This is a genomic window from Pseudarthrobacter quantipunctorum (assembly GCF_045291495.1).
GTDB classification, from domain to species: domain Bacteria; phylum Actinomycetota; class Actinomycetes; order Actinomycetales; family Micrococcaceae; genus Arthrobacter; species Arthrobacter quantipunctorum.
On the sequence record NZ_CP148033.1, the window covers coordinates 1,247,934 to 1,272,553 of the forward strand.

A 24,620-nucleotide genomic window follows, 5' to 3' on the forward strand; every position below is an offset into this window, starting at 1 on the left:
TGCGTTCCGGTTGGAAATGTCGCGATACAACAGCTGACTTTCACCACTGAATCGAGCCATTACGCATGTCTGAAACCACCACCAACACCGCGGTAGCCACTGCATCACGCAGTGACCTCCGCAACGTCGCGATTGTGGCCCACGTTGACCACGGCAAGACCACCCTGGTCGACGCCATGCTCAAGCAGACCAACTCCTTTGCCGAGCACAACCACCTTGAAGACCGTGTGATGGACTCCGGTGACCTGGAGCGCGAAAAGGGCATCACCATCCTGGCCAAGAACACCACCGTGGCCTACAACGGACCGTCCTCCAACGGCGAGACCATCACCATCAACGTCATCGACACCCCCGGCCACGCCGACTTCGGCGGCGAGGTGGAGCGCGGCCTGTCCATGGTCGACGGCGTCGTCCTCCTCGTTGACGCTTCCGAGGGCCCGCTGCCCCAGACCCGCTTCGTGCTGCGCAAGGCCCTCGCCGCGCACCTGCCCGTCATCCTGCTGGTCAACAAGACCGACCGTCCCGATGCCCGCATCGAGGAAGTCGTCCACGAGTCCATGGACCTCCTCCTGGGCCTTGCCTCGGACCTGGCGGACGAAGTTCCGGACCTGGACCTGGACAAGATCCTCGAAGTTCCCGTTGTCTACGCCGCCGCCAAGGTTGGCCGTGCTTCCCTGGAGCAGCCCGCTGACGGCACCGCCCCGGAGAACGAAGACCTGGAGCCGCTGTTCAAGACCATCATCGAGCACATCCCGGCCCCCACCTACAACCCGGAGGGTGTGCTGCAGGCGCACGTCACCAACCTGGACGCATCCCCGTTCCTGGGACGCCTCGCCCTGCTGCGCATCTACAACGGCACCCTGCGCAAGGGCCAGACCGTTGCCTGGGCCCGCGCCAACGGTGAGCTCAAGAACGTCAAGATCACCGAACTGCTGGCCACCAAGGCCCTGGACCGCGTTCCCGCGGAGTCTGCAGGCCCGGGCGAGATCGTCGCCGTCGCCGGTATCGAGGACATCACCATCGGTGAGACCCTGACCGACGCCGAGAACCCGCAGCCGCTGCCGCTGATCACCGTGGACGATCCCGCGATCTCCATGACCATCGGTATCAACACCTCGCCGCTGGCCGGCAAGGTCAAGGGCGCCAAGGTCACCGCGCGCCAGGTGAAGGACCGCCTGGACAAGGAACTGATCGGTAACGTCTCCATCAAGGTTCTCCCCACCGAGCGTCCCGACGCCTGGGAGGTCCAGGGCCGCGGCGAGCTGGCGCTGGCCATCCTGGTGGAGCAGATGCGCCGCGAAGGCTTCGAGCTGACCGTGGGCAAGCCGCAGGTTGTCACCAAGACGATCGACGGCAAGATCCATGAGCCGATGGAGCACATGACCATCGACGTCCCCGAGGAGTACCTGGGCGCCGTGACCCAGCTGATGGCAGCCCGCAAGGGCCGCATGACCAACATGGCCAACCACGGCACCGGCTGGTGCCGGATGGAATTCATCGTTCCCGCCCGCGGCCTCATCGGCTTCCGCACCAAGTTCCTCACGGACACCCGCGGCGCCGGCATCGCAGCGTCCATCTCCGAGGGCTACGAGCCGTGGGCCGGCCCCATCGAGTACCGCACCAACGGCTCGATGATTGCTGACCGCGCCGGTGTTGTCACGCCGTTCGCCATGATCAACCTGCAGGAGCGCGGCTCGTTCTTCGTCAAGCCCACCTCCGAGGTTTACGAAGGCATGATCGTGGGCGAGAACTCCCGCGCCGATGACATGGACGTCAACATCACCAAGGAAAAGAAGCTCACCAACATGCGTGCAGCCTCCTCCGACACCTTCGAGAACCTGACGCCGCCGCGCGACCTGACCCTCGAAGAGTCCCTCGAATTCGCCCGCGAGGACGAGTGCGTGGAAGTGACCCCGGAAGCCATCCGCATCCGCAAGGTCATCCTGGACACCAACGAGCGCGCCAAGGCCAACCGCGCCCGCGCCAAGGTCTAATTACCTCAGCGCTAACTGAAACTGCCGATACGGCGGTGGGAATTCCCGCCGTCGTACCGGCTTTTTCTTTGTTTGAGGCGGCCCTGGCTGCGCAGCCACCCCGGCCGTCAGTGCGCCGGGACGCTCCCTGCGCACAGAGCCCGGTTGTCACTCCGCCCGGACGTTTCCCACATAGCCACCCCTGCTGCTGTGCCCGACCTTCCGCACCGGGAAGCATGCTCTCATGCGAACTGTTATCGCGGCGCTGGCCGCGCTTGGGGGAGTGGCGAGCACCAGCTCACTGCAGCAGGCCGGGGTCTCGCGGCGGAGTATCGAAGCCGGCGTGCGTGCTGCCGCTGTCCAAAGAGTGGCGCGGGGCGTGTATGCGCTGCCGAACTCAGACCCCATGCTGGTCCACGCCGGCCGCCATCATGCGGTGCCGGGCTGTGTCACGGCTGCCTCCGCAGCGGGGCTATGGGTAGTCAGAACGCCCGGTAAACCGCATCTGGCTGCCCGGCATGGCAGGCCGATCAGTGGTTGCGTGGTGCACAGGGGCGCCGTACCACCGACGCATCTGGACATCGTGTGCCAGGCCCTACGCTGCCTGCCGCCGCTTGAGGGACTGGCAATTGCGGAATCTGCAGTCAAAAAGGGGCTCGTTCAGCTTCCGGCGCTGCGGGAGCGCTTTCCGGCGGTACGGGAACAGGCGATTGTTCGCCTGGTGGCCAGAATCCGGCCGCAATCCGGGTCCATCATCGAGACGATGGCCCGGTACCTGCTGGAAGAGGCAGGGCTGAACGTCGAGTTGCAGGTCCAGATTCGCGGGATGGGTCACCTTGATCTGCTGGTTGACGGCTTGCTGGGCATTGAGGCGGATGGGTATGCCCACCACGCCAGCAGGGATGCGTACCGTGAGGACAGACGGCGTTGGAACGTGACCGTAGTCCGGGGTGTTCCCACTCTTCGCGTGACCTATGAAATGCTGCTCGGCGAGCCCCAGGAGTTCGTGCGCCTGGTGCGCCAGGCGCTCGCAACGTACCGGTCTGCGCAGTGAGCCGCGGATTCGATCCGCTGCCGCAGTCCCTGCGCAGTGAGGAGCGCGCCTACTGCGCGGGCCGGCGCCGCTCGGGTGGCGGCGGAACTTCCTTGGCGGCCACCACGTCTGAGAGCTGGATGACGACGTCGGCCTTCCGCGTGCGGATGGTGCAGGCACCGGCGTCGCACGCCACCAGATGGCCCAAGGCGTCCGTCAGGCCGCCCTCGATGCGGTACCGCACCACCACCCGCAGTCCGGGTGCTGCGCCGGAGAGGAACCCGGCAGGGGGAGGTACAGGCTGACTCACCAGTTCATACTAGGGTGTCCGGCTAGGTTCGCGGGAACGGGCTGGGAGATAATAGGCTCAGATGTCAATGGTCCGGCCCCAGCGCCGGATGCAAGTGCCGGCGGGTTGCCGGAACCAACGTGGAGAGGCCAGGGACGTGACGTACGTAATCGCGCAGCCGTGTGTAGATGTCAAGGACAAGGCATGTATTGAGGAATGCCCGGTCGACTGCATCTATGAGGGTGAGCGTTCGCTGTACATCCATCCGGACGAGTGCGTGGACTGCGGTGCCTGTGAACCGGTGTGCCCTGTTGAAGCCATTTACTACGAGGACGACACCCCGGAGGAATGGGCGGACTACTACAAGGCGAATGTGGAGTTCTTCGACGACCTCGGCTCGCCGGGCGGAGCAGCGAAGGTCGGCAACACGGGCAAGGACCACCCCATGATTGCCGCGCTGCCGCCGCAGAACCAAGACCACTGACCCGGGAAGCTACCGTGACCGCAGCAGCGAGGACGTTTGGCCTGGACCTGCCCGACTACCCGTGGGAAGCCATGGCGCCGTATGCCGCCAAGGCAGCGCAGCACCCCGGCGGGGCCGTCAATCTGTCCATCGGGACCCCGGTGGACCCGACGCCGGCCCTGATCCAGGATGCACTGAAGGCCGCTGCTGACGCCCCGGGATACCCTACCGTGCACGGCACCCCGGCTTTGCGTGAAGCGATTGCAGGATGGTTTGAAAGGCGCCGCGGCGTCGCGGGGCTTGATCCCCGCAACATCATGCCCACCGTGGGCTCCAAGGAACTGGTAGCCTGGCTGCCGCTCCTGTTGGGGCTCAAGCCCGGAGACGTCGTCGTCCGCCCCAAGGTCGCCTACCCCACGTATGACATCGGCGCCACCTTCGCGGGTGTTACGTCGGTGGCGACGGACAACCTGGACGAACTGGACGACGCCACCCGTGCGCGCGTCCGGCTGATCTGGGTCAATTCGCCGGGTAACCCCACGGGCAGCGTCCGGGGAGTCGACTCCCTGAGGGCACTGGTGGAGCAGGCGAGGGCACTGGGCGCCGTGGTGGCCTCCGACGAGTGCTACGCGGAACTTGGCTGGGGCGACTGGGATGTCCAGCGCGGCGGACAGGCCGTGCCCAGCATCCTCGATCCTCGCGTGGCCGGCGGCTCCCACCAAGGCCTGCTGGCCGTCTACTCCCTGAGCAAGCAGTCCAACGTGGCGGGCTACCGGGCAGCGTTCGTTGCCGGTGACCCCGGGCTCATGCCCAACCTTGTGAACAGCCGCAAGCACGCGGGCATGATCGTGCCCTATCCGGTCCAGGAGGCCATGCGCGTGGCGCTCGGCGACGACGCCCACGTGGAGGCACAGAAGGACCTCTACCGGGGGCGCCGCGAACGGCTTGTTCCGGCGTTGCTGGACTTCGGCCTTGCGATCAAGGATTCCGACGCCGGGCTGTACCTGTGGTCCACCGCCGGGGAAAGCACCTGGGACACCGTGGGGCGTCTGGCGGAGCGGGGCATTGTGGTGGGCCCCGGGGTTTTCTATGGCGAAGCCGGCAACGGTTACATCCGCGTGGCGTTGACGGGATCGGACGAGCGCATCGATGCAGCAGTGTCCCGGCTCGTTGCGGCGCCGTAACAATACTGTGACTCGCGCCACAACAGCCGGGTTTTAGGGGCTTCCGGACCGTCTCGGATTAGTGGCACCCGCCAAGGGGCGGTACTTTTTAAGTGACTATCAATGGTGGCTTTCTACAAGAAGGCAGCCCGGGTGTTGGAACCTGTGTTCTCAGGCTTCGTGCGCGGCTCACCTGATGTTGGATCAAGCTTTCGACAGAGGCCCAGAAGCCTCATGAAGGGGACTCCATGACTGAGACCAACAATGCGGCCACCCTGCACCACGCAGGAGGCGAGCTTAAGCTGCCGCGCATCCAGGTTGTTGAAGGAAACGAGGGCTACGACGTTTCCAAGCTGCTGAAGCAGACGGGCGCAGTCACCTTTGACCCCGGCTTCATGAACACGGCAGCCACGACTTCGGCTATCACCTACATCGACGGCGATGCTGGCATCCTGCGCTACCGCGGGTACCCCATCGAGCAGCTGGCGCAGCACTCCAGCTTCCTTGAGGTGTCCTACCTTTTGATCTACGGCAACCTGCCCAGCCCCACGGAGCTGGAAGAGTTCGACCAGAAGATCCGCCGCCACACCCTGCTGCATGAAGAGCTCAAGGGCTTCTTCAGCGGTTTCCCGAGGGACGCGCACCCAATGCCCGTGCTGTCCTCGGCAGTCTCGGCGCTGTCCACGTTCTACCAGGACTCGCTGGACCCGTTCAACGCCGAGCAGGTGGAAGTTTCCACGATCCGCCTGATGGCCAAGATGCCGGTGATCGCGGCATACGCGCACAAGAAGTCCATCGGCCAGCCCATGCTGTACCCGGACAACTCCCACAACCTCGTGGAAAACTTCATGCGCCTGAGCTTCGGCCTGCCGGCCGAGCAGTACGAAGTGGACCCCGTCATTGCCAAGGCGCTGGATCTGCTGCTGATCCTGCACGCGGACCACGAACAGAACTGTTCAACGTCCACCGTGCGCCTGGTGGGCTCGTCCAACGCCAACCTGTTCGCATCGGTCTCCGCCGGCATCAACGCTCTCTTCGGTCCCGCGCACGGTGGCGCCAACGAGGCAGTGCTCAAGATGCTGCGCCAGATCCAGGCCGAGGGCACGAAGCCCGAGGACTACATGGAGAAGGTCAAGAACAAGGAAGACGGCGTCCGCCTCATGGGCTTCGGGCACCGTGTCTACAAGAACTACGATCCGCGCGCGAAGATCGTCAAGGCCACGGCCCACGAGATCCTCAGCAAGCTTGGCGGCAACGACGAACTGCTGGACATCGCCCTGCGCCTGGAAGAGAAGGCGCTCAACGATGACTACTTCATCCAGCGCAAGCTCTACCCGAACGTGGACTTCTACACCGGCCTGATCTACAAGGCCATGGGCTTCCCGGAGAAGATGTTCACGGTCCTGTTCGCAATCGGCCGCCTGCCCGGCTGGATTGCCCAGTGGCGCGAAATGATCAGCGACCCGAACACCAAGATCGGCCGTCCGCGCCAGCTCTACATCGGTGAACCGGAGCGGGACTACCCCGTCCGCTGACCTCCGTTTCAGCAAAGCCTGACGTACGACGCCGGCCGCCCACCTTCCGAAGGTGGGCGGCCGACGTCGTTAATCACCATCGATTGTTCCGTACCGGTCGTTTTGGGTCGTCAAAACGACACCTACGGAGCAATCGATTGGGGAGCTAGGCGGTGTAGCCCTGCGGGTTGTTCTTCTGCCAGCGCCAGTGGTCCTCGCACATCTGGTCAACGGTTTTGGTGGTGGACCAGCTGAGGTCTGCCAGGGCGGAGGTGGCGTCCGCCCAGAAGGCGGGGAGGTCGCCGGCGCGGCGGCCGGTGATCTCGTAGGGGATTGGCTGCCCGACTGCCTTCTCGAAGGAGCGCAGCACCTCCAGGACGGAGGAGCCCTTGCCGGAGCCCAGGTTCCAGCGGAAGACGCCGGTGCGCTCCGCAACGTAGTTGAGCGCGGCCACATGTCCTTCGGCAAGGTCCACAACGTGGATGTAGTCGCGCAGGCAGGTGCCGTCCGGGGTGTCGTAGTCGCCGCCGAAGACCATCAGCTTCTCGCGGCGGCCGACTGCCACCTGGGCGATGAAGGGTACAAGGTTGTTCGGGATGCCCTGGGGGTCCTCGCCGATCCGGCCGGAGGGGTGGGCGCCGACGGGGTTAAAGTAGCGCAGCAGGGCTATGTGCCAGCGGGAGTCCGCGGCGCCCAGGTCCGAGAGGATGTCCTCGATCTGCTCCTTGGTGCGGCCGTAGGGGTTGTTGGCCCCGATCTCCATCTTCTCCACGTAGGGAATCGGGTTGTGCTCGCCGTAGACGGTGGCTGAGGAGCTGAAGACGATGGACCGGACGTCGTGGCGGTCCATGACCCGGATGAGGTTCAAGGTTCCCACCAGGTTGTTGTGGTAATACTTCAGCGGTTCCCGGACGGATTCGCCAACGGCTTTCAGTCCGGCGAAGTGGATCACCGCGTCAATGGGGCTGGCTGCGAAGACGCGCTCGACGGCGGCCTCGTCCACCAGATCGACGTTGTGGAACTCCGCAGTCTTGCCGCTGAGCTCGGCAACCCGGCGGAGCGATTCCTCGCTGGAGTTGACCAGGTTGTCGATGACCACCACATCATGGCCGGCTTCCTGCAGGGATAAAACAGTGTGGGAACCAATGTAGCCGGTGCCCCCGGTGACCAGAATTTTCATGCCTCTAACGCTATCCCACGGACACCTGCCGCCGCCGCAGTGTTCCGGATGCCGGGCAGGGCCGCCGAACCCTGGGACGGCGCGTGGCAGCGGCACGGCATGCCGGACCCCTCCTAGGAGCACATCCGTGCTAAATAGGAGGAGTGCCAAAAATCGTAGATGCCGAAGCCCGGCGCCAGGACGTTGTTGAAGCAGTTCTCCGCATCATTGCAGGTGACGGCCTGGAGCGGGCTTCACTTCGGGAAACAGCGGACGAAGCCGGGCTGGCGGTGGGGTCTGTCCGCCACTACTTCGCAGGCAGCGAGGAGTTGCTGGCGTTCTCCTTCGCCTCAGTGGTGGACCGCATCGTACGCCGGCTTGAAGCGTCACTGCCTGGCGTCCATGCAGCGGTTCCCGGTAGCCCCGGGCACCGGGCTGCCATATTAACCCTCCTGTGCGGCCTCCTGCCCTTGGACGGGCCCCGCGCGCTTGAGGTCTGCGCGTGGATGGCGTTCCGGAACGCCGCGAGGGTGCGTCCGTTCCTGGCCGCCGAAGCAGACAGGAGCCACCGGGAGGTGGCCGTCATCGTGGGCACGGTCATCAGGGCGCTGAGGCCGGAGGACGAGCCGAAGGAAAACCTGGTGGTGGAAGCCGAGCGGCTTCTGGCCACCCTGGACGGGCTGTGTATGCACGCCCTGTTGCAGCCCGGATGGATGACCAGGGAGATGTGCATCGACGTCCTGGAACAGCACCTCGACGGGATGTGATGTATGCCACTAACGTGGGCGTCAGGGGGAATAGACTGGGAGCCGGGGGAGCTACCGGATCACCCCGGCATGGGCGCGCGACGGAAGGACGTCGGATGTATCAGACAAGCGGCACCAGGTGGCAAATCACCGCGGACACGTCGGGGCCAATGATGATAGCCCTGTTCGTCCGGGATACTGCAGGCCTGGACGGCGCAGGGCACCCCGCGCTGTCCCATGCCGCGCCCAAGGTACGCCGCGCCGATCATTCACACCTGACCGCGGATGTGGGCGGCCTGAGCGCACTGAAAACGGAGTGGGAGGCCTGGTGGCAGCAGCTGCTCAAGGCCCACCCCCAGACCTCACCCGAGCTGTCGCCGCCGGAATTCGACGCTTTTGGCAATTCTCCCGCCCTGCAGCGCGTGCTCCAAGCACACTTCGGCTCCGCCCTCACATGGGCCCGGGAGCGCAGGAGCGAATATGCCGAGCTTGAGGCGGAGCGGGCCGCCAGCGGTGCGGACCAGCTTCTTGAGGACATGGTGGACGACAGGCTGATGGAGGTTGGCCGGGACTCCAGGGACTTCAAACTGACCATCATCGAGTTGCCCCTGAACGAGCAGCGGGCCTGGTACCTGGAACCGGACAAGATCATTATGAGCAACCGGCTGATGGCCGAGCCTGAGCTCTTCCGCAGCTACGTTCAGCCGGTGGTCGAGATCCTCGTGTAGGGAACTCCACTCGGCAACAGCCGGGCAGTATTCCTGCAGCCACCGTTCAGCTGCCGGTCCCTTCCGCCGCCACCGTGATCCGGACCTGTCCATCCGTGGCTGCCGAGGCCTGCCACCCGTTCCGCGCTTCCCGGATCCAGCTGCGGCCGGCGACCTCCACCCGGGTAACCTCGAAGCCTTTGGCGTTGGCAACGGCCCATTGCGCCACGGACCAGGCCTGGCTGCCGGCGGCCTCCACCACCAGCGTTTCACCCTCAACAGTTGTTCCCAGCGGCCCGAAGGCCTGGCTCAGTTCGGTGGACAACGCGGCGGTGTCCCCGCCCGCACCAGCCGCCCGCAGGGTGCACTGGACGGCTTCGGGCGTCTGGCCGGACAGCCCGGAGGCAAAGGTCCGCCCCATCTCCTCGTGCTGCGCATAGGCGGTGGGGTAGGCGGAGCGCTGGACGCGCTGGGCTGCGTCCGTGATTTCCAGTGATTCATAACCGGGTATTTTGACCAGGGCGTCGTAAAAGGCGTTTGCCGCGTAGTAGGGATCCATGATCTGTGCCTCGGTTCCCCATCCCTGGGAGGGGCGCTGCTGGAAGAGCCCGCGGGAGTCCGGTCCGGCCTTGTCCCCGTGGTCAATGTTCCGGAGCTTGGACTCCTGCATGGCGGTGGCGAGGGCGATGCTCGCCGCGCGCGGCGGAAGCCCGCGCTGCACCGCCACGGCGGTGATCAGGGATGCGTTGACGGCCTGGTCCGGGGCGAGTTCCGACGTACGCTCGCCGATAACGGCCCTGCAGCGCTCCGAAACAAGCGTTTCGGAGCGCTGCAGGAAAAACACGGCCGAGTAAACGCCGCCTGCAACCAGCGCCAGGGTGAGCACCAGTACTGCGAGGCGGCGCAGTCCGCGTCTTCGTGCCATGGATTGATCAGTTGGCGTGGAGGGCGTCGTTCAGCTCCACGGTCTGGCCCTTGCGGGGGAGGACCTCCACCGCGCCGGTGGTGGAATTGCGGCGGAACAGCAGGTTGGGCACACCGGACAGCTCGGCAGCCTTAACGATCTTCGTGGTGTCCTCGCCCACCTCGTCCTTGGGCCCCGGTACCCGCACCCGGGTCCCGGCCGTCACGTAGAGGCCGGCTTCCACCACGGAGTCGTCACCGATGCTGATGCCCACGCCGGAGTTTGCCCCCAGCAGCACCCGCTCGCCGATGGTGATCTTTTCCTTGCCGCCGCCGGAAAGCGTGCCCATGATGGAGGCCCCGCCGCCCACGTCGCTGCCGTCGCCGGTGACCACGCCGGCCGAGATGCGGCCTTCCACCATCGACGTGCCCAGGGTTCCGGCGTTGAAGTTCACGAAGCCTTCGTGCATCACGGTGGTTCCTTCGGCCAGGTGCGCGCCCAGCCGCACCCGGTCGGCGTCGGCAATTCTCACTCCGGAAGGAACCACGTAGTCCACCATGCGCGGGAACTTGTCGATGCCGTAGACGGTGACGGCGCCGCGGCGGCGCAGCCGCGCCCGGGTGAGCTCAAAGCCTTCCACGGCGGCGGGGCCGAAGTTGGTCCACACGACGTTGGGCAGCTTGCCGAAAATGCCGTCGAGGTTGATGGTGTTGGGGCGGACCAGGCGGTGCGAGAGGAGGTGCAGCCGCAGGTAGGCATCGGCGGTGTCGGCCGGGGCTTCATCGAGGTGGATCTGGACAAAAACGACCTTCTGCTCCGTGCCGCGGTCCTGGTCGGCACCATTTTCGGCGATGCTGGTCAGCGCCTCATCCGCGTTATCGACGGAACGCAGGTTTTCGGCGGCAACACCAAGGGCCGGAGCGGGAAACCAGACATCCAGGACGCTGGCGTCCCTGGTGGAAACGGTGGCCACGCCGAAGCCGTAGGCGGAGCGGTGGTCAGTGGATGCAGGCGAGGTTTCGGGCATGGCAGAAGAAGCAGTCTCAGTCATGGCCCCAGTCTATCGACGGGCGGGGACAGGGTCCGAACTAGACTAGCTTCGTGACTGCCGAAACCACCCCCCAGCCTTCCATCCTGCAGCTCGACCTCCGCCAGGATGTTGCGCTCCTTACCGCCGCCATCATGGACATCAACAGCGTGTCCGGGAACGAAAAGGAACTCGCGGACGCCGTGGAGGCGGCCCTGCTGGCCATTCCCCAGCTGACTGTGCTCCGTGACGGCGATTCGATCATCGCCCGCACCGAACTGGGCCACCCCGAACGCGTCATCCTGGCCGGGCACCTCGACACGGTGCCGCTGCCCCTGGCAGGGGGTGCCAAAGGGACCGTGCCTTCCCGCTGGGAGTCGGGTGTCCCGGGGGAGGGAATCCTGTACGGGCGGGGTGCCACGGACATGAAGGGCGGCGTTGCGGTTCAGCTGGCCTTGGCGGCCACAATGTTCGACGGCGGCGCCGCGCCGAAGCGGGACGTCACCTTCGTGTTTTACGACCACGAGGAAGTGGAAGCCGTCAAGAGCGGCCTGGGGCGCCTGGTCCGTAACCACGGCCACCTGCTCCACGGCGACTTCGCGATCCTCCTGGAACCGACGGACGGCACGGTGGAGGGCGGCTGCAACGGCACCAGCAGGTTCGAGGTGACAACGGTGGGGGAGGCGGCACACTCCGCCCGCGCCTGGATGGGCAGCAACGCCATCCACGCCGCGGCACCCGTCCTGGCGAGGCTGGCCGGTTACGAACCGCAGACCATCGCTGTGGACGGACTCGAGTACCGCGAAAGCCTCAATGCCGTGAAGATCAATGGCGGGACGGCCGGGAACGTGATCCCGGACCGGTGCGTGGTGGAAATCAACTACCGGTTCGCGCCGGACAAAACCCCCGACCAGGCTGACGCCGTGGTGCGGGAGCTCCTGGCAGGTTTCGAGGTTGTGCGCACGGATGCTGCCGCCGGCGCCCGGCCCGGACTGAACCACCCGGCTGCCGCGTCCTTCGTTGCCGCCGTGGGAGCCGAGCCGAAGCCCAAATACGGCTGGACCGACGTCGCCCGTTTCAGCGAACTGGGGATCCCGGCGGTGAACTTCGGTCCGGGGGACGCGCTGCTGGCCCACAAGGACAACGAACACGTCCACGCGGATGCCATCCGCACCTGCCTGCGGGCGCTGCAGGACTGGCTCGCAACCTGAACTTAAAACGATGGCCCGGACCAGTTGGTCCGGGCCATCGTTGCAGGGAGAACTATCAGGGAACAGCTGCTTCGGCGGCTTCGCGTTCAGCCTTGGCCACTCCGCCGGCCGCCTTCTTCGATCCGCGCCGCTCGATCCACACCGCGATCCTCGACACGAGGATGTTGATGGCGATGTAGATGGCTGCCGCCACGAAGAAGATCGGGAACAGGAACTGCGTTCCCAGGAAGTCCGCCATGACCTGCACGGCGCGAAGGAGCTCGCCGTACGCCACGATGTAGCCGAGCGAGGTGTCCTTGAGGAGCACCACCATCTGCGCCACCAGGGACGGCATCATGCGCCGGATCGCCTGCGGCAGCTCGATCAGCATGCGTGACTTGAAGCTGGTCAGGCCGATGGCAAGCCCGGCCTCACGCTGGCCCTTGGGCAGCGACTGGATGCCGGCACGGATGATTTCGGCGAACACCGCGGAGTTGTACAGCACCAGGCCGGTGACAACAGCAATGAACGGCGAGGTGCCGAAGCCCAGCAGGACGAACAGCATCATGAGGACTACCGGCATGCCGCGGAGGAATTCCAGCACCACCCGGATGGGGATCCGGATGAAGGCCGCATCCGAGATGCGCAGCAGGCAGAGCAGCAGGCCCAGGGGGAAGGCGATGACAGCCGCGAGGGCTGCGGCGCTGAGGGTTGCGCCCAGGCCGTTGCCCAGGAGCGTCCACACATCGGCCCGGGTGAAGATCTGCCAGCGGCGCCCTTCAAAGATGCCCTGCTGCGCGAACGTCATGATGATCCAGGCCAGCAGGCCCAGGATCAGGAGCGAACCCACGATGGATCCGATCAGGGAGATGCGCCGGGCTTTGGGGCCTGGCACGTCGTAGAGGACTGAGCTCATCGGGCAATCGCCACCTTTCGTTCCACCGTGCTGGCCAGGATGCCCAGCGGAACGGTGAGGAGCAGATAGAAGAACGCAACGCCCAGCAGGACGGGGATGACGGCGTCACCGTTGGCGTTTGCCAGCTGCCGGCCGTAGCCGAACAGCTCCAGGACGAAGAATGCGCCGGCAACCGAGGAGTTCTTGACCAGTGCGATCAGGATGTTGATGAGCGGCGGGACCACCGTCCGCAGGGCCTGCGGCAGGATGATGAGGTTCAGGACCTGCCCGAAGTTCATGCCAATGCTGCGGGCCGCTTCGGCCTGGCCCACCGGGACGCTGTTGACACCGGAGCGGACAGCTTCGGCGATGAACGCTGCGGTGTAGGTGCTGAGTGCAATGATGGCGGCAATTTCGAACTGTTCGAACTTCACTCCGAGCCGGGGAAGGACAATGGCCGCGAAGAAGAAAGCAATGGTCAGGGGAGTGTTCCGGAGAACCTCCACGTAAACCGTGCTGAATCCGCGGAGCGCTGCCACGGGCGAAACCCTGGCTGCCGCGAGGAGGGTGCCGAGTACCAGTGCGATGACGCCGGAAACGGCGGAGAGGAAAAGCGTGCGAAGAAAACCGTTCCAGTAGAGGGGAAGGTTCTCAAGAATGACGTCCATAGGATCCTTTGGATGTGGGCGTGGACGGAAGCGGAGACGGCGGTTGCCGGGGCCGCGGAGCAGCCCCGGCAACCACTGGGGTTACTTAGTAACGGTCAATCTCGGGCAGCTCGGGGGCGGTCTTGATGACTGCGCCTGCAGTGGCTTCCCAGGCCTTCTTGTAGGACCCGTCCTCTTCGAAGGATTCCAGCTGGTCGTTGATCCAGTTGCGGAATTCGGTGTCGTCCTTCTTCAGGCCGATGCCGTAGGGCTCCTTGGTGAACGTCTCGTCGGAGGCAAGCTTGAACGCGTCCGGTTCCTTGTCCACGAAGCCGGCCAGGATCACGTTGTCCGTGGTGACGGCTTCCACCTGCTTGTTGCGCAGCGGCTCAAGGCAGGCCGAGTAGGTCGCGGCCGGAACGAGTTCAGCGCCGTACTTGTCCACGATGGTGGCTGCGGGGGTGGAGCCCGTCACCGAGCAGACCTTCTTGCCTTTGACGTCCTCGGGAGTCTTGATGGTGTCGTTATCCTTGTTGACCATCAGCGCCTGGCCGGCCTCGTAGTACGGGCCCGCGAAGCTGACAACCTGCTTGCGCTTGTCATTGATGGTGTAGGTGGCGATGACCAGGTCAACCTTGCCCTGTTCGATGAACGGCTCGCGGTTGGCAGAGACGGTCTCGGACCATTCGATCTTGTCAGCGGCGATGCCCAGCTTTGCGGCGATCAGCTTGCCGATTTCGACGTCGAATCCAACCGGCTTGCCGTCGAGGCCCACCTGGCCGAAGAGGGGCTGGTCGTACTTGGTGCCGATCTTGATGGTGCCGGCCGAGGCGAGCTTTTCCATGGTGGTGCCGGCAGCGAACGTGGGCTCTGCAGCAACCGAGGGATCGCCCCCGGCGTCGGTGCCGCCCCCGCCGCAGGCGCTCAGGGACAGGGCGAGAGCGGCGGTAGCCGCCACGAAGAATGACTTCCGCCGGGTCATAAATGCCTTCATGACATTCCTTTCATTGCGGCCGTGGGTCACGGCCTGGGTGCGAACTTGGAGTGTTTGTTCGGGTGGGTCAGTGGGTGAGGAGCTTGGACAGGAAGTCCTTGGCGCGGTCGCTCTTCGGATTGGTGAAGAACTCCTCCGGGGTGGCGTCCTCAACGATCTGGCCGTCCGCCATAAAGACGACGCGGTCCGCGGCCTTGCGGGCGAAGCCCATCTCGTGGGTGACCACGATCATGGTCATGCCCTCCTTGGCCAGCTGGATCATGACGTCCAGGACCTCATTGATCATTTCCGGGTCGAGCGCCGAGGTGGGCTCGTCAAAGAGCATGACCTTGGGCTTCATGGCCAGCGCCCGGGCGATCGCGACGCGCTGCTGCTGCCCGCCGGACAGCTGTGCCGGGAGCTTCGGGGCCTGGTGGCCCACGCCAACGCGTTCGAGGAGCGCCATTGCGTCCTTGTCCGCGGCTGCCTTGGAGACGCCTTTGACCTTGATGGGCCCGAGGGTCACGTTTTCGAGGATGGTTTTGTGGGCGAAGAGGTTGAAGGACTGGAAGACCATTCCGACGTCGGCACGCAGCTGCGCCAGCTCCTTGCCTTCCTCGGGCAGGACCTTTCCATCGATGCTGATGGTCCCGCCTTCGATGGTTTCGAGGCGGTTGATGGCGCGGCAAAGGGTGGACTTACCGGAGCCCGAAGGCCCGATGACCACAACAACCTCGCCCTTGCGGACCTGGAGGTTGATGTCCTTCAGTACGTGCAGCTGGCCGTAATGTTTGTTTACGGCGTTCAGGGAGACGAGGGCATCGCCGGGCACATGAGTAGTCATAGGAAGAATCTAGCGAACATCACAGGCTTATGACGCGAATCACCCCATGTTGCTGCGGATCGTGATTCAAGAGATACCTCCCGCGGGCAGGTTAGCCTAGGGGAATGAGCATCAGTGCAGATCCGGCAAGAAATTCCCAGCCACGCCGTAAGGGGCCCCTTGAGCTGCGCCGCAAACAGGCTGCCGTGGAGATGTCGGACCAGCATCTGCTTGATACCAAGGGCCCCGGGCAGTTCGTCCACACCGATCCCTGGCGGGTCCTGCGCATCCAGAGCGAGTTCGTGGAAGGGTTCGGTGCCCTGGCGGACATCGGCAAGGCCGTGAGCGTCTTCGGTTCAGCACGCACCAAGCCCGGCAGCCCCTACTACGAGATGGGCGTGGAGGTGGGGCGGAAACTGGCGGAGGCCGGCGTTGCCGTCATCACCGGCGGCGGGCCCGGTTCCATGGAGGCCGCCAACCGCGGCACCGTGGAAGGCAACGGCGTGTCCGTGGGCCTGGGGATCGAGCTGCCGTTCGAGCAGGGCCTGAACCAGTGGGTGGACCTGGGCATCAACTTCCGGTACTTCTTCGCCCGGAAGACCATGTTCGTCAAATATGCCCAGGGGTTCATCGTCCTGCCCGGCGGGCTGGGAACACTCGACGAGTTGTTCGAGGCCATGGTGCTGGTGCAGACGCGGAAGGTGACGTCCTTCCCGATCGTCCTCCTCGGTGTCGAGTTCTGGAGTCCAATGATCGAGTGGATCAGGGGCACGCTGGTGGCTGAAGGCATGGTCTCCGAGAAGGACCTGGACCTGATCCAGGTGGTTGACGATCCGGGTGAGGCCGTGGACCGCGTGCTTCACGGGGCCGTTACTCCCTCCTTCAAGGGAGAACAGCGGCCGGAGTAGCCGTTACCGCCCGGGTGTCCGGGCTGCCAGTACCCACCCGGTCTGGCACGATGGAACGGTGAGTTTCTTTCTGGTTTTCCTGGCCATCGGGCTGGTCGGGGCGGTTTTCTGGGTGGGCCTTGGGCTGCGTTCCGGCGGGAAAGGCAACGGTCCGTTGCCCGTCCTGCTCGACGGCGGCTTTGAGCAGCCGCCGGCCAACCTTCCCCCTGTCCTGCTCCCTGCCCAGGCCGCGCCGGAGGATGTGGACCGTGTGCGCTTCTCCCTTGGCCTCCGTGGCTACCGGATGGACCAGGTGGACCAGGTTTTGGATGACTTGCGGGACCAGCTCGCCTCCAAACAGGAAGAGATTAACGCCTTGCGGGCTGAGCTGCTGGCGCTGCAGGAAGCCGGTACCACGGAACCTGGCGGGACAGCGTCTACTGGAAAGAACACGCTGTGAGCACAGTGGCGCGGCGCCGCGCAGGCATTCTCCCCTCGCTTCAAGGGGTGGCCGCGCAGGCGGGAACGGCCCTCCGGGGAATTCCGTGGTGGCTGCAGGTCACCGCCATCTACCTGGCCTCCCGCCTGGTCAGCGCCTGCATCTTCATGGCCGCTGCCCTTCACCAGGGCCCCAATCCCTGGTTCCCGGCAAAACCCGATTACTGGAACTTCATCAACATCTGGGACGCCCGCTGGTACGCCCAGGTCATTGCCGGCGGTTATCCTTCCGTCCTGCCGACGGATGCCGCCGGCAACGTCCAGGAAAACACGTGGGCCTTCTATCCCTTGTTTCCGGCCCTGGCCGGAGGGCTCAGCGGGCTTACCGGCATGGCTCCCGCAGCGGCCCTGACCATCATCGCCATGCTTGCGGGCTGGGGTGCGGCGCTGGTTGTCTACGTCCTTTTCCGGCACAAGGCCTCCCACGCACCGGCGCTGTGGGGCATAGCCTTCTTCGCGACCTTTCCGGTCTCGGCTGTCCTGCAGGTGCCATACGCCGAACCGCTGTCCCTGCTGCTCCTCGCTGCGGCGTTGCTGCTGGTAATCCGGCGGCAGTACCTCTGGGCCATTCCCGTGGTGGTGCTCCTGTGCCTGTCCCGCCCGGTAGGGGTTCCCTTTGCCGCCACCCTGGGGTTGCTCCTCCTGCACCGTCTCTGGGTGCGGTTCGGCATGGATCGGTTCCGCAATGCACCACCCGGTGCGGGGCAGCGGGAAGGAACCCACTCCACCCGCGACCTCGCGGGCCTCGCTGTCCTGACCGGCGTCGGAGGTGCCATGGCGCTCGCCTGGCCCGCAGCGGCGTGGGCGGCCACCGGAGACATCCAGGCCTACACCAAAACGGAAACCGTATGGCGCGGCCACGACCTGGTGCCCTTCAAGCCGTGGTTCGACACCGGTATCAGCCTTTTCGGGCCGGTGCTCGGGGTGCTTGCGCCTTTCATTTACGTGGCGCTCTTCGCCGCCATGCTCTTCCTGCCCCCCGTCCGGCAGATCGGCGTCGAACTCCGGCTGTGGTGCGCCTGCTACATGGCGTACCTGGTGGTGTTCCTGCATCCGCAGACCAGTACCTTCCGCATGCTGCTGCCGCTGTTTCCGCTGGCGCTGGGGGCCGCCCTGGCCTCCAGGTCCCGGGCTTACCGCGGCACGGTGGTACTCATGTTCGTGCTGCTGCAGATTGTCTGGATCGTGTGGCTGTGGGCCTGGGCGCAATTGCCGGGCGGCGGGGATTATCCACCCTAGCCCCTGGGGCTTCCGCGCAGGTCAGGGCGGAAATAGCGGGACGCAGGAAATGTCCATCGATTAGCTACGTGCGGGTAATTCCGCGATAATAGTAAGTAAGCAAGGACAAAAAGCATTCAGAATACGCGCAGCCCGGGCGGTGTCCAACCACTCCGCCATGGCAGCTTGATCTACATGCGGACACAGCCCGCCCGGGCTGATCAGTCCTGGGACTAAATGGAGGGGAATTCCTCATGGCGGCTATGAAACCACGCACCGGCGACGGCCCAATGGAAGTCACCAAGGAGGGCCGCAGCCTGATCATGCGCGTCCCGCTCGAAGGCGGCGGGCGACTGGTGGTCGAGCTGAACGCTGCTGAGGCAGCCAACCTCAAGGAATGCCTGGTCGGCGTTACCGAATAATCGTGAAAAGGCAGGGCCCGCAGCCACCAGGCTGCGGGCCCTGCCTTTTTCGGATCCCTATTTCTTTACGGCCACCAGCAGGCCGTCGCCGGTGGGAAGCATGGCCGAAGCCAGCCTGTCGTCGTCGCGGATGGCCTTGCTAACCTGGCGCAGGACTACGGTGTTGGCTTCGCGGTTTGCCGGGTTGGCCACCTTGTCCTTGTCCAGCGCGTCATTAATGATGAGCAGCCCTGCAGGCTTCAGGAGCCGGATGGCCTGCTCCACATAGCCGGGAAGCCCGGGCTTGTCGGCGTCAATGAACACCAGGTCATAGGCGCGGTCCGTCAGCCGGGGAAGGACGTCGCCCGCCCGGCCGGAAATGGTCCGCGTGCGGTTGGCCGGGCTGCCCGCCTCGGAGAATGCCTCCCGCGCGGCCCGAAGGTGTTCGACGTCCACGTCAATGGTGGTGAGCACGGACTGTGGGCCAAGGCCGCGGAGCAGGCACACACCTGAAACTCCAGCCCCGGTTCCGATCTCGACGGCGGTCTGGGCTTTGGACGCGGCAGCCAGCACGGTGAGGACTGCTCCCACTCCCGGGCCAATGGGCGTCACGCCAAGCTCGAAGGAGCGCTCCCTGGCCCGAAGCATGACCTCATCCTCAGCAGGAAGATCTTCTGCATAGGACCAGCTGGTGGACTTGTCGGCGCTCATGGGTATCGCTTTCTGGGCGGCAGGGAATGTCCTTTACAGCCTACTGTGTCCGGTGGCAACGGCAGGGGAGGCGGGCGGTTGCGCCTAGGGCTGAACTTTTCCACAATCAGGAAATTCCCAGACAAGTTTGAAATGATTAATATCCGCTCATCCAAAAGGTGACCGGCGCCGAATCAGAGATGTCAACAGTATCCGGGCGTTAGTATTCCACGAGGGGAGTGGACGATGTCATCTTCAGTTGTGGCACCTGTCCCTGCAACAAACCATCCTGAGGCTGAGTGGGTGCGTCCCACCTGGGAAGAAGTGGTCACCAACCACTCGGCGAAGGTCTACCGGCTGGCTTACCGCCTGACGGGCAACAAGTACGACGCCGAGGACCTCACCCAGGAGGTGTTTGTCCGCGTCTTCCGTTCACTGGAGAACTTCAAGCCAGGCACCCTTGACGGCTGGCTGCACCGGATCACCACCAACCTCTTCCTGGACCAGGCGCGCCGGAAAACCCGGATCAGGTTCGACGCCCTCGCCGAGGATGCGGAGTCGCGGCTTCCCGGCCGCGAGCCCGGTCCGGAACAGAGCTTCGAGCTCAACAACCTGGACCTGGACGTCCAGGCTGCGCTGGAGGAACTTCCCCCGGACTTCCGCGCCGCCGTCGTCCTCTGCGACCTCGAAGGCCTGTCCTACGACGAAGTGGCGGAAGCGCTGGGCGTGAAGCTGGGCACCGTCCGCTCGAGGATCCACCGCGGCCGGACCATGCTTCGGGAGAAGCTGGCACACCGGGACCCGCGTCCCCATCAGTCGCGCCGCAAACTGTCCATGCCGCGTATCGCCGGCATCCTCTGAACGGCGCATGAGGTCCCCGACTCCCTTCGGACGCAGGCACCAGCGCACCAGCAGCCACCTCCGGTCCTGCCAGGAATGCTCTGCAGCGGTGCGGCGGGAACGCCAATACCTGGAGCGGCTCCGCGATGCCCCCATCCCTCCCGCCAGCGATGACCTGACAGCCCGGCTGCTGGCCCGGACGCAGGAGCTGGCTGCCGCCCCCCAGGTTCCTATGCAACGGCCCGCGCAGCCCCGCACGGCTGTCCGGGTCCTGGCGCTGGCCGCCGGCGGCAGCACGGCCGCGGCGGCTGTCCTGGCTGCAGGCGCCTTTGCTGCGGCTGGGGACCCCCTGCCCGGGGAGGCCTTGGGGAACCCGGCTGCATTCTCGCAGGTCTCGTCCCGGACACCGGCGGATGGCAGGCAGTTGAACGCTGAACAGCTCACCCTGCTTCGCTCCGAAGGCTGGGCCTGCCCGGACCTTGAAGCGATGGGCTTCCACCTTGAGTCGGCGAAGGCCACAGTGCTCAACGGGCAGCCGGCGGTCGAGCTGCGGCTGACGGACGGGTCCCACTACGCCACCGTGACCGAACAGCGGCTTCCCGCGCAAGGCGGTGGAGAACAGGGCGGAACTGCGGACCGGGAAGCGGATACCAACCTGCGCGTGTGGCAGTCTTCGCCGTGGCTGGCAACCTACCGGACACCGGGACACAGCTTCACCTACGAGTCCGACCTGCCGGCGGAGCGGGCCGATGACGCCCTCCCCATCCTGCAGCGCCTGGGCACCAGGGCTGAAGAAGGGGTTGCTGCCGGAACCGCGGAGTCCCCGGAAGCAGGAGGGGAGCCGCTCACCACGCGCCTGCAGCGGGGAGCGAACCGGATCGTGGCCTTTTTCACCCCATAGTGCAGGCACTTCTCCCGGGCCCCGGGTTGAAATCGTCACTGGCAGCCCGGAGAGGGTAATCTTCCTAAAGTGTTTGGAATCAACGGCCCGGAGTTCTTTCTTCTGCTGATCATTGGCGTTCTGGTGATCGGCCCCCAGCGGCTGCCCGAATACACCCAGAAGCTGGCGAACCTGGTCAAGGAAGTCCGGCGCATGGCCTCCGGTGCCCGCGAGCAGATCAAGGAAGAAGTCGGGATCGACATCGATGATGTCGACTGGAAGAAGTACGACCCCCGGCAGTACGACCCCCGGCGCATCATTAAAGAGGCGCTCCTCGACGACGATTCCAAACCCGTCAGCGCCGGCGCGCCGGCCGCCGTGGCCGCCGTCTCCGGGGCCGCCGCCGTGGCAGCCGACGCTGCGCCGAAGCGGCCCGAACGCGTGATACAGTCACTGCCGCCGGGCGAAGCAGCCCCCTTCGACACCGAAGCCACCTAGAACGCCTACACGGGCTATACGACACTGCATTCAGCTGCCTGACCGAGTTGGCTTAGCCTTGCCGGCTGGGTGCCGCCGGCTCAGCGCGGCTGAAGCCCCAGTTTCATCCCCGCCAGCCCACGCGGTTTTGCTGCCAGTTGCCCGGCGATGCCTGACAGTGCCGCCGCAGCAGGAGTCCCGGACTGGCCAAGGACGATGGGCACACCCGCGTCCCCGCCCTCCCGCAGCTGGATGTCCAGCGGAATCTGGCCTAGCAGCGGCACCTCCGCCCCTACCGTTGCCGTCAGCCGTTCGGCGAGGACCTGCCCGCCGCCGCTGCCGAACAATTCCATCCTTCCGCCGTCGGGCATTTCCAGGTAGGACATGTTCTCGATGACTCCCGCCACCTTCTGGCCCGTTTGCGTCGCGATGGCGCCGGCGCGCTCGGCGACGTCGGCGGCAGCAGCCTGCGGCGTGGTGACCACCAGGATTTCCGCCTTGGGCAGCAGCTGGGCCACGGAGATCGCAATGTCGCCGGTGCCGGGCGGGAGGTCGAGGAACAGGGCATCCAGGTCGCCAAAATAGACGTCGGTGAGGAACTGCTCCAGGGCGCGGTGCAGCATCGGCCCGCGCCAGGCGACAGGCTGGTTGCCGCTGACGAACATGCCGATGGAAATCACCTTCACCCCGTACGCGACAGGGGGGAGGATCATGTCATCCACCCGGGTGGGCGGCTGCGTGATGCCCATCAGGGCCGGGACGGAGAAACCGTAGACGTCCGCGTCCACGATGCCGACGCGCAGACCCTGGGCTGCCAGGGCACAGGCAAGGTTAACGGTCACCGAGGACTTACCGACCCCGCCCTTGCCGCTTGCCACCGCGTAGACCCTGGTCAGGGAACCGGGCTCGTTGAAGGGGATCCCGCGCTGGCCTCCCGCGCCGCGGAGCAGTTCCTTGAGGGCATCGCGCTGTTCCTGGGTCATCACCTTGAGTTCAACGTCGACGGCGGCCACGCCGGGAACTGCCAGCAGCGCCTTTGTGGCATCGGCCGTGATGGTGTCCCGCAGGGGGCAGCCGGAAATGGTGAGCAGGACAACCAGGCTGGCCCTGCCGGCGCCGTCAACGGAGACGGACTCAACCATGCCCAGTTCGGTGATGGGGCGGCGGAGTTCGGGATCGATCACCGTGGCCAGGGCAGCGTTGACTGCCTCAGCCAACGCAGTGTTGGCAATGTGTTCGCTCATTAACGGTCCTGGGTGGAATGGCCGGGCTTGACCCGGGGGATCTGCTGGGTGCGCGGGTTTCGCTGCCGGTCCCGCTGTTCCTTGAGTTTTTCCTTGACCTTGTCGCGCGGGGACTCGTGCTGCCCCTGGCCGGAGGGATCATGGGTCCGGAGCTCCTCCTGGGCCTCCAGCATGTCCTCAAGCAGTGAGCGGAGTTCGGCGCGGACGTAGTCGCGCGTGGCAACCTCGCGCAGCGCAATCCGCAGGGATGCGAGTTCCCGGGTCAGGTACTCCGTGTCGGACAGGTTGCGCTCGGCGCGCTGGCGGTCCTGCTGGAGCGAGACGCGGTCGCGGTCGTCCTGCCGGTTTTGGGCCAGCAGCAGCAGCGGTGCGGCATAGGAGGCCTGCAGGGACAGCATCAGGGTGAGCAAGGTAAAGCCGAGGGCGCGGGAATCGAACTGCCACTCGAGCGGCGCCCAGGTGTTCCAGGCCAGCCAGATGACCACGAAGACCGTCATGTAGACGAGGAACTGCGGCGTGCCCATGAAACGGGCAAAGCCTTCCGTGGCGTGGCCGAAGGCGTCGGGATCCGGCGAGAACTTGGGCAGGATGCGCTGGCGCCCGCTCAGTGGCGTATCCAGGCTGCCCTTGTCTGCGGTTTTCCGGGCTGGTGTCCGCTGGTTGGGATTCTTGGGTGCGCTGCTCTCAGCCAATACGGCCACCAAGCCTTCTTATCGGGGCTTCGCCATCATGGGCGCGCCAATCATCCGGCAACAGATGATCCAGGACGTCATCAACAGTCACCGCCCCCACGAGCCGGCCGGCGTCATTGACCACGGGGAGGGAGTTCAAATTGTAGGTAGCCAGCGTCCGCGCCACTTCGCTGATGTGGGCCTGGTCCGACAGAGGTTCCAGGTTCTTGTCCACCAGGTTGCCGAGCGGCTCGAACGGCGGGAACCGGAGCAGTTGCTGGATGTGGACAACACCCAGGAAGCGGCCGGTGGGCGTTTCCAGCGGCGGCCGTGCGATGAAGATGGAGGAGGCAAGCGCGGGGGAGAGTTCCTCGCGGCGAACGTGGGCCAGGGCCTCGGCCACCGTGGCCTCGGGAGGAAGGATGACCGGCACCGGGGTCATGAGCCCGCCTGCGGTGTCCTCGTCGTACTCCAGCAGGCGCCGGACGTCCTCTGCTCCTTCGGGCTCCATCAGCTGGAGCAGCTCCTCCGCCTGGGCAGAGGGGAGCTCACCAAGGAGGTCGGCGGCGTCGTCAGGGTCCATCTCCTCCAGCACGTCGGCTGCGCGCTGGACGTCCAGGGCGGAGAGGATCTCCACCTGGTCATCCTCCGGGAGCTCCTGGAGGACGTCCGCCAGGCGCTCGTCCTGCAGCTCGCTCGCCACTTCGAAACGGCGTTTGTCGCTCATCTCCTGTAGCGCTTCGGCGAAGTCCGCGGGTTTGAGGTCCTCATGGTTAGCCACGAACTGGGTGGCGGCCTGCGGTTCGGTGCGCGGTCCCTGGAGGGCGTCGGCCCAGTCGATGATGAGGGTTTCGTTGCGGCGGAGCCGGCTCAGCGGGGAGAGGGAGTGGCCGCGGCGGACAAAGAGCTTGCTGACGAACCAGTCGCGCGAGCGGTGCTGGTCCATGGCGATGTCTTCGATGGTGGCGTCGCCGCTGCCGTCCCGTAGGGTGACGCGGCGGTCGAACATCTCGGCCACCACCAGCGTTTCGGCCCCGCGCTGTTCAAAGCGGCGCAGGTTCACCAGCCCGGTGCAGATGATCTGGGTCTGGTCAATGGAGGTGATGCGCGTCATCGGCACGAAGACGCGCTTCTTGCCGGGAACTTCGACGACGATGCCCACCACGTGCGGTGCGCCCTGGGTTCCCCGGGACAGCACAACAACATCGCGCAGCCGGCCCAGCCGGTCGCCCAGCGGGTCGAAGACGTCGAGGCCCAAAAGGCGCGCCACGAAGACGCGGGTAGGAGTTGTGCTCACTCCTACAGGCT

At 65.4% G+C, this 24,620-nt stretch carries 27 protein-coding genes; 15 read left to right on the top strand and 12 right to left on the bottom strand.

Annotated elements, in window-relative coordinates:
• Positions 1-65: 65 nt before the first annotated feature.
• Together typA and WHH00_RS05755 are read left to right on the top strand one after the other, a co-directional pair.
• Positions 66-1,994 carry a translational GTPase TypA gene (typA, locus tag WHH00_RS05750; RefSeq protein WP_350001894.1) on the top strand — a complete coding sequence of 643 codons (1,929 nt, stop codon included), beginning with the start codon at positions 66-68 and terminating at the stop codon, positions 1,992-1,994.
• A 223-nt stretch (positions 1,995-2,217) separates the two neighbouring features.
• Positions 2,218-3,027, top strand: coding sequence for a hypothetical protein (locus tag WHH00_RS05755; protein ID WP_406637257.1), 810 nt, complete (start codon positions 2,218-2,220; stop codon positions 3,025-3,027).
• 49 nt (positions 3,028-3,076) lie between these two features.
• On the opposite strand, the gene WHH00_RS05760 is transcribed toward WHH00_RS05755, so the two are convergent.
• Complete coding sequence (locus WHH00_RS05760; protein ID WP_406637259.1) at positions 3,077-3,316, bottom strand: hypothetical protein; 240 nt, start codon at positions 3,314-3,316, stop codon at positions 3,077-3,079.
• A gap of 136 nt (positions 3,317-3,452) precedes the next feature.
• Between WHH00_RS05760 and fdxA the strand changes: the two genes are divergently transcribed.
• From fdxA to WHH00_RS05775, 3 genes are all read left to right on the top strand, one after another.
• Complete coding sequence (gene fdxA / locus WHH00_RS05765; RefSeq protein ID WP_026265673.1) at positions 3,453-3,779, top strand: ferredoxin; 327 nt, start codon at positions 3,453-3,455, stop codon at positions 3,777-3,779.
• Positions 3,780-3,793: 14 nt separating this feature from the next.
• Positions 3,794-4,942: a succinyldiaminopimelate transaminase gene (dapC, locus tag WHH00_RS05770; protein WP_406637262.1), complete on the top strand. Its 1,149-nt coding sequence runs from the start codon at positions 3,794-3,796 to the stop codon at positions 4,940-4,942.
• 227 nt (positions 4,943-5,169) lie between these two features.
• On the top strand, positions 5,170-6,456 hold the full coding sequence (locus tag WHH00_RS05775) for a citrate synthase (RefSeq protein WP_406637264.1): 1,287 nt from the start codon (positions 5,170-5,172) through the stop codon (positions 6,454-6,456).
• A 145-nt stretch (positions 6,457-6,601) separates the two neighbouring features.
• Here the strand turns inward: WHH00_RS05775 and galE are convergent, their stop codons facing one another.
• A complete protein-coding gene (gene galE / locus WHH00_RS05780; protein WP_406637266.1) occupies positions 6,602-7,615 on the bottom strand; it encodes a UDP-glucose 4-epimerase GalE in 1,014 nt (337 codons plus the stop codon).
• A 143-nt stretch (positions 7,616-7,758) separates the two neighbouring features.
• On the opposite strand from galE, the gene WHH00_RS05785 reads away from it, so the two are divergent.
• Entirely contained in the window at positions 7,759-8,361 is a 603-nt protein-coding gene (locus tag WHH00_RS05785) for a TetR/AcrR family transcriptional regulator (RefSeq protein WP_406637268.1), read from the top strand.
• Positions 8,362-8,456: 95 nt separating this feature from the next.
• Positions 8,457-9,068, top strand: a complete 612-nt coding sequence (locus tag WHH00_RS05790) for a hypothetical protein (protein WP_231456376.1) — start codon at positions 8,457-8,459, stop codon at positions 9,066-9,068.
• A 46-nt stretch (positions 9,069-9,114) separates the two neighbouring features.
• Here WHH00_RS05790 and WHH00_RS05795 read toward each other — a convergent pair whose 3' ends face one another.
• A complete protein-coding gene (locus WHH00_RS05795) occupies positions 9,115-9,972 on the bottom strand; it encodes a hypothetical protein (protein ID WP_406637271.1) in 858 nt (285 codons plus the stop codon).
• A 7-nt stretch (positions 9,973-9,979) separates the two neighbouring features.
• On the bottom strand, positions 9,980-11,002 hold the full coding sequence (gene dapD / locus WHH00_RS05800) for a 2,3,4,5-tetrahydropyridine-2,6-dicarboxylate N-succinyltransferase (RefSeq protein WP_406637273.1): 1,023 nt from the start codon (positions 11,000-11,002) through the stop codon (positions 9,980-9,982).
• 50 nt (positions 11,003-11,052) lie between these two features.
• Here dapD and dapE point away from each other — a divergent pair, with 50 nt between their 5' ends.
• Entirely contained in the window at positions 11,053-12,189 is a 1,137-nt protein-coding gene (dapE, locus tag WHH00_RS05805) for a succinyl-diaminopimelate desuccinylase (protein WP_406637275.1), read from the top strand.
• Positions 12,190-12,244: 55 nt separating this feature from the next.
• Here dapE and WHH00_RS05810 read toward each other — a convergent pair whose 3' ends face one another.
• From WHH00_RS05810 to WHH00_RS05825, 4 genes are all read right to left on the bottom strand, one after another.
• On the bottom strand, positions 12,245-13,084 hold the full coding sequence (locus WHH00_RS05810; RefSeq protein WP_406637277.1) for an amino acid ABC transporter permease: 840 nt from the start codon (positions 13,082-13,084) through the stop codon (positions 12,245-12,247).
• On the bottom strand, positions 13,081-13,731 hold the full coding sequence (locus tag WHH00_RS05815) for an amino acid ABC transporter permease (protein WP_102974984.1): 651 nt from the start codon (positions 13,729-13,731) through the stop codon (positions 13,081-13,083). Before WHH00_RS05815 ends, WHH00_RS05810 begins: the two co-directional genes overlap by 4 nt.
• Before the next feature lie 85 nt (positions 13,732-13,816).
• Positions 13,817-14,704: a glutamate ABC transporter substrate-binding protein gene (locus tag WHH00_RS05820; RefSeq protein WP_406637279.1), complete on the bottom strand. Its 888-nt coding sequence runs from the start codon at positions 14,702-14,704 to the stop codon at positions 13,817-13,819.
• A gap of 67 nt (positions 14,705-14,771) precedes the next feature.
• Positions 14,772-15,527, bottom strand: coding sequence for an amino acid ABC transporter ATP-binding protein (locus tag WHH00_RS05825; RefSeq protein ID WP_231456382.1), 756 nt, complete (start codon positions 15,525-15,527; stop codon positions 14,772-14,774).
• Between the two features lie 104 nt (positions 15,528-15,631).
• Here WHH00_RS05825 and WHH00_RS05830 point away from each other — a divergent pair, with 104 nt between their 5' ends.
• The 4 genes from WHH00_RS05830 (at position 15,632) to WHH00_RS05845 (ending at position 18,531) form a co-directional block, all read left to right on the top strand.
• Positions 15,632-16,414 (top strand): TIGR00730 family Rossman fold protein, encoded by a 783-nt coding sequence (locus tag WHH00_RS05830; RefSeq protein WP_406637281.1) that lies wholly within the window; start codon positions 15,632-15,634, stop codon positions 16,412-16,414.
• 58 nt (positions 16,415-16,472) lie between these two features.
• On the top strand, positions 16,473-16,853 hold the full coding sequence (locus WHH00_RS05835; RefSeq protein ID WP_406637283.1) for a DivIVA domain-containing protein: 381 nt from the start codon (positions 16,473-16,475) through the stop codon (positions 16,851-16,853).
• Complete coding sequence (locus WHH00_RS05840; RefSeq protein ID WP_406637285.1) at positions 16,850-18,130, top strand: hypothetical protein; 1,281 nt, start codon at positions 16,850-16,852, stop codon at positions 18,128-18,130. The genes WHH00_RS05835 and WHH00_RS05840 overlap by 4 nt, the downstream gene beginning before the upstream one ends.
• Before the next feature lie 233 nt (positions 18,131-18,363).
• Positions 18,364-18,531 carry a DUF3117 domain-containing protein gene (locus tag WHH00_RS05845; RefSeq protein WP_009357720.1) on the top strand — a complete coding sequence of 56 codons (168 nt, stop codon included), beginning with the start codon at positions 18,364-18,366 and terminating at the stop codon, positions 18,529-18,531.
• A 57-nt stretch (positions 18,532-18,588) separates the two neighbouring features.
• Here WHH00_RS05845 and WHH00_RS05850 read toward each other — a convergent pair whose 3' ends face one another.
• On the bottom strand, positions 18,589-19,221 hold the full coding sequence (locus WHH00_RS05850) for an O-methyltransferase (RefSeq protein ID WP_406637288.1): 633 nt from the start codon (positions 19,219-19,221) through the stop codon (positions 18,589-18,591).
• Between the two features lie 225 nt (positions 19,222-19,446).
• On the opposite strand from WHH00_RS05850, the gene sigE reads away from it, so the two are divergent.
• The 3 genes from sigE to WHH00_RS05865 all read left to right on the top strand — a co-directional run bounded on the left by sigE (position 19,447) and on the right by WHH00_RS05865 (position 21,418).
• Entirely contained in the window at positions 19,447-20,061 is a 615-nt protein-coding gene (gene sigE / locus WHH00_RS05855) for an RNA polymerase sigma factor SigE (protein WP_406637290.1), read from the top strand.
• A gap of 7 nt (positions 20,062-20,068) precedes the next feature.
• Positions 20,069-20,941, top strand: coding sequence for an anti-sigma factor (locus WHH00_RS05860; RefSeq protein ID WP_406637292.1), 873 nt, complete (start codon positions 20,069-20,071; stop codon positions 20,939-20,941).
• Positions 20,942-21,010: 69 nt separating this feature from the next.
• Positions 21,011-21,418 (top strand): Sec-independent protein translocase TatB, encoded by a 408-nt coding sequence (locus WHH00_RS05865; RefSeq protein WP_231456388.1) that lies wholly within the window; start codon positions 21,011-21,013, stop codon positions 21,416-21,418.
• 80 nt (positions 21,419-21,498) lie between these two features.
• Here the strand turns inward: WHH00_RS05865 and WHH00_RS05870 are convergent, their stop codons facing one another.
• Genes WHH00_RS05870 through WHH00_RS05880 form a run of 3 tightly spaced genes read right to left on the bottom strand, consistent with a single transcriptional unit; the run spans position 21,499 to position 24,609 of the window.
• Positions 21,499-22,641 carry an Mrp/NBP35 family ATP-binding protein gene (locus WHH00_RS05870; RefSeq protein ID WP_406637295.1) on the bottom strand — a complete coding sequence of 381 codons (1,143 nt, stop codon included), beginning with the start codon at positions 22,639-22,641 and terminating at the stop codon, positions 21,499-21,501.
• A complete protein-coding gene (locus WHH00_RS05875) occupies positions 22,641-23,342 on the bottom strand; it encodes a DUF1003 domain-containing protein (protein WP_174176464.1) in 702 nt (233 codons plus the stop codon). Before WHH00_RS05875 ends, WHH00_RS05870 begins: the two co-directional genes overlap by 1 nt.
• The gene (locus tag WHH00_RS05880) at positions 23,326-24,609 is read right to left on the bottom strand and encodes a magnesium transporter MgtE N-terminal domain-containing protein (RefSeq protein ID WP_066277496.1); all 1,284 of its coding nucleotides are present in this window, start codon (positions 24,607-24,609) and stop codon (positions 23,326-23,328) included. Before WHH00_RS05880 ends, WHH00_RS05875 begins: the two co-directional genes overlap by 17 nt.
• Positions 24,610-24,620 lie beyond the last annotated feature (11 nt).

Excerpts from the sequence above, each read along its gene's own strand:
- WHH00_RS05775 (WP_406637264.1), top strand. The coding sequence starts at position 5,170 with ATGACTGAGACCAACAATGCGGCCACCCTGCACCACGCAGGAGGCGAG.
- typA (WP_350001894.1), top strand. The coding sequence starts at position 66 with ATGTCTGAAACCACCACCAACACCGCGGTAGCCACTGCATCACGCAGT.
- WHH00_RS05870 (WP_406637295.1), bottom strand. The coding sequence starts at position 22,641 with ATGAGCGAACACATTGCCAACACTGCGTTGGCTGAGGCAGTCAACGCT.
- WHH00_RS05850 (WP_406637288.1), bottom strand. The coding sequence starts at position 19,221 with ATGAGCGCCGACAAGTCCACCAGCTGGTCCTATGCAGAAGATCTTCCT.
- WHH00_RS05815 (WP_102974984.1), bottom strand. The coding sequence starts at position 13,731 with ATGGACGTCATTCTTGAGAACCTTCCCCTCTACTGGAACGGTTTTCTT.
- galE (WP_406637266.1), bottom strand. The coding sequence starts at position 7,615 with ATGAAAATTCTGGTCACCGGGGGCACCGGCTACATTGGTTCCCACACT.
- WHH00_RS05860 (WP_406637292.1), top strand. The coding sequence starts at position 20,069 with ATGAGGTCCCCGACTCCCTTCGGACGCAGGCACCAGCGCACCAGCAGC.
- WHH00_RS05825 (WP_231456382.1), bottom strand. The coding sequence starts at position 15,527 with ATGACTACTCATGTGCCCGGCGATGCCCTCGTCTCCCTGAACGCCGTA.
- WHH00_RS05755 (WP_406637257.1), top strand. The coding sequence starts at position 2,218 with ATGCGAACTGTTATCGCGGCGCTGGCCGCGCTTGGGGGAGTGGCGAGC.
- WHH00_RS05845 (WP_009357720.1), top strand. The coding sequence starts at position 18,364 with ATGGCGGCTATGAAACCACGCACCGGCGACGGCCCAATGGAAGTCACC.
- sigE (WP_406637290.1), top strand. The coding sequence starts at position 19,447 with ATGTCATCTTCAGTTGTGGCACCTGTCCCTGCAACAAACCATCCTGAG.
- WHH00_RS05810 (WP_406637277.1), bottom strand. The coding sequence starts at position 13,084 with ATGAGCTCAGTCCTCTACGACGTGCCAGGCCCCAAAGCCCGGCGCATC.
- dapD (WP_406637273.1), bottom strand. The coding sequence starts at position 11,002 with ATGACTGAGACTGCTTCTTCTGCCATGCCCGAAACCTCGCCTGCATCC.
- WHH00_RS05820 (WP_406637279.1), bottom strand. The coding sequence starts at position 14,704 with ATGAAGGCATTTATGACCCGGCGGAAGTCATTCTTCGTGGCGGCTACC.
- WHH00_RS05830 (WP_406637281.1), top strand. The coding sequence starts at position 15,632 with ATGAGCATCAGTGCAGATCCGGCAAGAAATTCCCAGCCACGCCGTAAG.
- WHH00_RS05790 (WP_231456376.1), top strand. The coding sequence starts at position 8,457 with ATGTATCAGACAAGCGGCACCAGGTGGCAAATCACCGCGGACACGTCG.
- WHH00_RS05795 (WP_406637271.1), bottom strand. The coding sequence starts at position 9,972 with ATGGCACGAAGACGCGGACTGCGCCGCCTCGCAGTACTGGTGCTCACC.